Source organism: Brevundimonas diminuta ATCC 11568 (assembly GCF_000204035.1).
Classification (GTDB): Bacteria; Pseudomonadota; Alphaproteobacteria; order Caulobacterales; family Caulobacteraceae; genus Brevundimonas; species Brevundimonas diminuta.
Map to the genome: position 1 here is coordinate 1535308 of NZ_GL883086.1, position 5970 is coordinate 1541277.

A 5970-nucleotide genomic window follows, 5' to 3' on the forward strand; every position below is an offset into this window, starting at 1 on the left:
CCCGCCGCCTCGATCGCGCCCCGGAAGCGCTGCTCAGCGGACTTCAGCGTGGTTTCGTTGCGCGCCTGCTGAGCCGCCATCACCTCGCCCAGAAGAATGCCCGCCCCATAGGCGTCGGCCACCGGCGTCTCGGGCGCGCACGCCGACACCCCGATCAGCCGCGCCCCGTGCGCGCCGGCCAGTGCGCAGGCCTCGGTCAGGCGTGCGGGGTTGTCGGCTTCATCGTCGACATAGACGATCAGACTGGTCCAGGGCATGAGGGCCTCCTGCTTCAGGATACGCCCCATCAACGCACAAACCGCCGTTCCGCGCCTTGAGCAGGATCAATTCGCCAGAATGACGCGACCGCCCTCGACCCGGTGCGGCACGCCCGCGCGGCGGAACAGGCTGGCGATCTCGGCGGCGGGATCGGCCGCGCCCTGATCCAGCATCCGCACGATGTCGGCCGCCAGCGTCGGATCGCCCGACACGCGCGTCAGGGCGTTCAGCCATTCGGCGCGGCTCAGCACCCCGTCCCGGCGGTTGGCGTCCAGCAGAGGCCGCAGGAAGCCGAACCAGTCGCCGCCGTCGCGCCGCTTCTGCGCGCCCTCGGCCGTTAGGGCGAAGACGGCGCCGCAGGCGTAATAGGCGCGGTGTTCGCCGCGTTCGCCCGCCTCGGCCACGCCGCGCCCCTGGCTCAGGCTCACGCAGTCGTCGACCTCTTCCTGCAGGGCCTTGCGGTCGTCATAGGCCGGGTCCAGCGCCTTCAGCGCCCGCACCGCCATCAGGTCGGCGCCGCCCTCGGTGATCCAGGCGTCGCGGGCGAACTCGTATCGCACCGTCTGGCCCAGCCAGAAGTGGGCGCTCTCATGGGCGATGAACCAGCGCGACACCCGCTCCATCTCCGCCGTCGGTCGGGTCACGCCGGTCCCTTCGAACGACATGACGATCAGGCCGGGCAGGACGCTGCCGCCCATGCTGGTCATCCGCTCGGTCGGGCCGTTCCACGACACCATGACCACCGGCCTGTCGCCGCCCGCTCCGGGACGGCCCAGACGCTGCAGGTAGAACTGGCCCACGCGCGGGGCGAAATCGCGGATCTTCTCGCCGATCCAGGGCGGCAGATTGGGGTCCATGACGGTGGTCAGACCCTCGCCCGGCGTCACCCGCGCCTGTCCCAGCAGGACATAGGACCGCTCGCCCGTCGTTGTCAGTTCCGCGTGGCGCTCGCCGTTGAACAGCACCGGACCGCCCAGGTCGCGCCAGGTCACGCGCGACGCCCCGCCGTCCAGATTGACGCCGTTGAGGTCCGCCGGCATCGTCTCCGCCGCCTCGGGCGAGCCCAGGGCGAAGACGTCCATCTGCCGCGTCGGCAGGGCCACCGCCCCGTCCGAGAAGACCAGGGTCTTGTATTCCGCCTCCAGCTCGACCGCCTTGGGCGTCACGCTGAAACGGACGTGGCGCGGCACGGGACCGCCGTTCGTGCTGCGGATGATGTCGTAATGGCCGCGTCGCTCCATCACCACGCCGGGCGTCTCAACCGTCCACTGGCGCGGCCTCCACGGCTCGCGCACCTCCGAGATCAGGGCCGAGTCCATGAAGGCCCAGACCACGGCGTCGCGGTTGAAGACATAATCTACCGTCAGCCGCCCGTCCTCGCGCGTCACCGTCACCTGCGGCGCCGCCTCGACGTTCCAGGGGCCGGGCGCAGGGCTGGCGGCGCAGGCGGTCAGCAGGGCGACGACAGAAAGGGCGGTTGCAGACAGGGCTTTCAGACGCACGAAGAGCAGTCTCCTACAAGGAACGGCGCAGCTTAGGGCTCCCAAACGTCGCCCGTCACCTTACGGTTTCCTCAGCTTTACGCCCGTTCGAGGGCGCGGCCCGCCGCCCCAAGCGCCTCGGCCATCACCGTCTTCAGCCGGTCCGGCTCCAGGATGGTCGCCTGCTCGCCCCAGGTGAACAGATGCCAAGCCAGTTCGCGCATGCCCGAGGCGCGGAACCGCACCACCACCGATCCGTCGGCCTGATCCTCGATCGTCTGGGTCGGGTGCCAGCGCCAGCCGCGCGCCTCGTCCGCCCCCTCGGGCGCGATACGGACGGCGACCTCTTCGATCTCGTCCTGATAGATGCCGAAGGACTGGCTGGCGAAGGCGCCCAGGTCGAAGTCTTCGGGCGGGCGCGCCGTGCCCTCGCCCGCCTCGACCGCGCTCATCCGGTCCAGACGGAAGGTCTGGATGCGCCCGCTCTCGCGGTCGGCGGCCACCAGATAGTTGGCCCGCCCGAACATCAGGCCGCACGGCGTCATGGTGCGGGTGCGCGCCTCCGCCCCCGGCCGCGCGTAGATGAAGTTCAGCGGCCGCTCGGCCAGCACCGCCCCGCGAATCTCGGCCAGCACCGTCTCGTCGGCGCTGGGGCGCGGCCCGGCCTGAACGGCGATGGTCTCGGCCCGGACCAGAGCCTCCAGATCGGGCGCCATGCGGTTCAGGGTGGTCGAGCGCATCGCCGCCTTCACCTTGCGCTCCAGGCTTTCCAGAGCCGCCGCCCGCGCCGGTTCGCCCGCCGCGCGCAGGGCGGCCGCCGCCTTGGTCAGCTCCAGCATTTCGGTGGCCGTCGGGGCCTGTTCAAAGGCCGACAGCCCGCCCCGGATGCGCCAGCGTTTGGTCGGCGGGTCCGACACCTCCTCGACCTGCGGAAACAGCATCAGCACGGCGTCGCGCATGCGCTCGGCCGTGCGGCGCCCGACGTTCAGCTGAGCCGCCATCTCGTTCAGCGTCAGCCCCTCGGCGCTGGCCGCCATGCCCCGCGCCAGATCGATGACCATGGCCGCCTTGTCGTGCCGCAAATGACTTCTCCACAGAGATACGTCCGAAACTGGCGCAATGCTGTCGCATCTTCATCCTGTCAGCAAGAGGCGACCGCCTCCGCACCAGGAGTTTTTCCCATGGCCTTCGTCCGCACCCCCACCGTCCAGAAGCCCGCCCGCAAGACCTTTTCCGATCGCTACATGATCGTGCCGTGCGAGACCGAGAGCGACCTGGCCGTCATCTGGGACCGCCAGGAGGAACAGGTCGTGGACGTCATCAGCGCCTCGACCAGCCGCTACACCAACGAAGACGCCCTGTGGGACGAGTTCCACACCCCGCCGTTCAACGCCCGGTCCGACTGGCGCGCGGCGGCCTGAGCCGAGAAGTTTGCGGAACTCCCGCCCCCGCTCCGACGTTGCGCCAGCGTGGCCATATGCCGCCACGCCCAAGGGGAGCTGAAACCATGTCCTCGTCCAACGCCGCGCCTTCGCTGGAAGGCTTCGTCAAATCCGCCCTGCATCGATCCTGGTGGCTGTTGCTGTTGCGCGGGATCGCCGCCGTGGCCTTCGGCGTGCTGACCTTCGTCTGGCCGCAGATCAGCCTGCTGACCCTGATCATGGTCTACGGCGTCTACGCCCTGATCGACGGGGTTCTAGCCCTGATCGCAGCGATCCGGGGCGGCGGGTTCGTCCCGCGCTGGTGGCTGGCGCTGGGCGGCGTGGTCAGCATCCTGGCTGCTGTCGTCGCCTTCGCCTGGCCGGGCCTGACGGCCCTGGTCCTGGTCTATCTGATCGGCTTCTGGTCGATCCTGCGCGGCGTGCTCGAGATCATCGGCGCCTTCCGTCTGCGCAACGAGATCGCCAATGAGTGGACGCTGGGCGTCGCCGGCGCCCTGTCGGTGATCTTCGGCCTGATCCTGGTCTTCATGCCGGGCGCGGGGGCCTTGGGTCTGCTGTGGCTGATCGCGGCCTGGGCCGTGCTGTTCGGCCTGCTGCTGATCTGGGTCGCCTTCAAGGTCAGGAAGCTGGCGAAGGCTTAAAGAGCGCATTGCGCGCCGCGACCCGAGCGCGGATTTCGGCGCGCATCCGCTCCAGTTCAGCCGCATCGATCAGGCGGCCGCGCAGCACCACGGCCTCGGCGTCGCGCGTAGCGCTGACGTCGGCCAGCGGGTTCGCCTCCAGCACCAGCAGATCCGCCGACTTGCCCGTCGCCACCGCGCCGTAACGCTCGCCCTGATTGAGGAAGCGCGGCCCGTCCACGACCGAGCCCGCCAGGGCCTCGCGCGGCGTCAGGCCCAGCGACACATAGAGCTCCAGCTCGTCGTGCAGCGAAAAGCCCGGATAGTTGAACGAGTTGAGGAAGCCCGCGTCCGTCCCTGTCAGGATGGTCACGCCCGCATCGCGCAGCATGGGCAGGGTGCGTGCGGTGACGTCCTTGACGAAGTGGCGGTCCTCGACCTGCTGCGGCGTGGCCTGGGCCGCGCGCTGAACGCGCCAGTCATAGGTCGCCCGGATGCCCGGCCCGACATAGGCCAGGCCGTCGTCGTGCGTGTGGTCGTCCTTGTCCAGATTGGCCAGGGTGGTCGAGCCGTAGAGGGTCGGCGATACCGCCGTACCCAGCTCCGCCAGCCGCGCATAGACCCGGCGCGCCGTCTCCACGTCGAAGGTATCGGCGTAACGCCGCATGGTCTGGGCGTAGGTGTATTTGCCCGCCAGATAGTCGGCCGCGATGTCCGCCTCATCGCGCGAGCCGGCTTTCATGGCGTAGTCGAGGTGCTCGATCGACGACAGGCCCGCCTCGGCGGCCTCCAGCACCGTAATGCTGGCCGGAATGTGGGCCGAGGTCTTCATGCCTCGCTTCTTCGCCTCGCGCACGGCGTAGAGGAAAAGCTCGGGCGTCAGGGTGTTGTCGGTGATCTTGACGAAGTCGACGCGCAGGACCTGAAGCCGGTCCAGGGCGGCATCCACCTCCGCCTCGCTGCCCGTCTCGATCACGCCCTTCCAGACGGGGGCGATGCCCTCGATCTTGGGGCCGGAGGTGAAGATGCGCGGCGCATCGGCGGTCGGCGGCGACGCGCGCCAGTCCAGCACCTGCTGCGCCAGATCGCCCGCCGCGTCGCGCACCGCCACCACGCCGTTGACCACGAACAGCGGCATCAGCTCGGCGTTCTCCTCAATCAGGGTCTCGCCGCCGCCGAAGTGGACGTGCATGTCCCATAGGCCCGGCATGACGTAGCGGTCGCCCAGATCCAACGTCCGCGCGGCCCGATAGCGGCCCGCCTCGCCTTCGGGCCCCACGGCCACGATGTCGCCGCCGCGCACGGCGACCAGTTGATCCGGCGTCGTCGTTCCCTTCTCGACATCGACCACCGTGGCCGAGGTCAGCAGCAGATCGACCGACTGGACCGGCGTTTCGGCGGCGGCCAGCGGCGCCAGGGCGCAGGCGGACAACAGGGCGGAGGCGGCAATCAAGAAGGTGCGCATGAATCCGCTATAGTCCGTTGGCCGCCGTCGGCAAGCCAATCACGGATAGCGGCGTTTCATCTCGTCCCAACTGGCGACGCAGAGGTCGCGCAGCACGCCCATGTCCGCCTGATCCAGTCGCTTGATGTAAAGGCAGGCTGTGCTCGTCGCGTGCGGGCCCAGCCGCGCCAGCAGCGCCTCCGTCTGCGGGGTCGAGGCGAGATAAAGGGTCAGCGCCGCCTTGCGCGGCGAAAAGCCCATGCGCGGCCAGTCGGCGCTCTTGCCGTTCGCTGTGACGTTGGCGTAGCGGCCGAAGCCGACGATGGACGGCCCCCACATCACCGGCGCCTCGCCCGACACCGCCTGCATCAGCGCGCAGAGCGTCCGCCCCTCCTCGCGCCGCCGCGCCGGTTCGACCGCCGCCAGAAAGTCCTCGACCGAGGCGTCGGTGGGCTTGGTCTTCGGCTCGCTCATTCCGGCCTCCCGCTCAGGACAGGCCGTCACCTTGCGCCTGTCCGATCCGCCCCGCCAGACACCATCCGCCGACCGCCCGCGTCCTCAGCCAGCCGCCCGCCGGAACCGTCACCCATTGACCCGATCCGGCGGCCAGGGTCTCGCGCCGCACGCCCGCCTCCGTGGCCAGCTCGACCTCAAGCGCCGCGCCCATATAGGCGGTCCACAGCTCCTCGGCCTCGACCACGCGCCAATCGGGCGGCGCCTCGGGC

At 69.8% G+C, this 5970-nt stretch carries 7 protein-coding genes and 1 pseudogene; 2 read left to right on the plus strand and 6 right to left on the minus strand.

Features of this window, described 5'->3' with window-relative positions:
- The 3 genes from BDIM_RS18000 to BDIM_RS11255 form a co-directional block, all read right to left on the minus strand.
- A partial coding sequence (locus BDIM_RS18000; protein ID WP_211205983.1) for a hypothetical protein occupies positions 1 to 257 on the minus strand: 257 nt, incomplete at its 3' end.
- Positions 258 to 323: 66 nt separating this feature from the next.
- A complete protein-coding gene (locus BDIM_RS11250) occupies positions 324 to 1760 on the minus strand; it encodes a gluzincin family metallopeptidase (protein ID WP_003165724.1) in 1437 nt (478 codons plus the stop codon).
- A gap of 77 nt (positions 1761 to 1837) precedes the next feature.
- Positions 1838 to 2821 carry a helix-turn-helix transcriptional regulator gene (locus BDIM_RS11255; protein WP_040345857.1) on the minus strand — a complete coding sequence of 328 codons (984 nt, stop codon included), beginning with the start codon at positions 2819 to 2821 and terminating at the stop codon, positions 1838 to 1840.
- A gap of 99 nt (positions 2822 to 2920) precedes the next feature.
- Here BDIM_RS11255 and BDIM_RS11260 point away from each other — a divergent pair, with 99 nt between their 5' ends.
- Together BDIM_RS11260 and BDIM_RS11265 are read left to right on the plus strand one after the other, a co-directional pair.
- Positions 2921 to 3160, plus strand: a complete 240-nt coding sequence (locus BDIM_RS11260; protein ID WP_003165726.1) for a hypothetical protein — start codon at positions 2921 to 2923, stop codon at positions 3158 to 3160.
- Positions 3161 to 3246: 86 nt separating this feature from the next.
- Entirely contained in the window at positions 3247 to 3822 is a 576-nt protein-coding gene (locus BDIM_RS11265) for an HdeD family acid-resistance protein (protein WP_003165727.1), read from the plus strand.
- Here BDIM_RS11265 and BDIM_RS11270 read toward each other — a convergent pair.
- From BDIM_RS11270 to BDIM_RS11280, 3 genes and pseudogenes are all read right to left on the minus strand, one after another.
- Positions 3800 to 5266, minus strand: coding sequence for an amidohydrolase family protein (locus BDIM_RS11270; protein ID WP_003165728.1), 1467 nt, complete (start codon positions 5264 to 5266; stop codon positions 3800 to 3802). The genes BDIM_RS11265 and BDIM_RS11270 overlap by 23 nt on opposite strands.
- 39 nt (positions 5267 to 5305) lie before the next feature.
- Positions 5306 to 5719 (minus strand): DUF1801 domain-containing protein, encoded by a 414-nt coding sequence (locus BDIM_RS11275; RefSeq protein WP_003165729.1) that lies wholly within the window; start codon positions 5717 to 5719, stop codon positions 5306 to 5308.
- A gap of 13 nt (positions 5720 to 5732) precedes the next feature.
- Positions 5733 to 5970 (minus strand): annotated as a pseudogene (locus BDIM_RS11280) (cupin domain-containing protein); the annotation flags it as partial.

Bases quoted from the DNA above. Each gene is read 5' to 3' on its own strand.
- BDIM_RS11270 (WP_003165728.1), bottom strand. From the start codon at position 5,266: ATGCGCACCTTCTTGATTGCCGCCTCCGCCCTGTTGTCCGCCTGCGCC.
- BDIM_RS11265 (WP_003165727.1), top strand. From the start codon at position 3,247: ATGTCCTCGTCCAACGCCGCGCCTTCGCTGGAAGGCTTCGTCAAATCC.
- BDIM_RS11260 (WP_003165726.1), top strand. From the start codon at position 2,921: ATGGCCTTCGTCCGCACCCCCACCGTCCAGAAGCCCGCCCGCAAGACC.
- BDIM_RS11275 (WP_003165729.1), bottom strand. From the start codon at position 5,719: ATGAGCGAGCCGAAGACCAAGCCCACCGACGCCTCGGTCGAGGACTTT.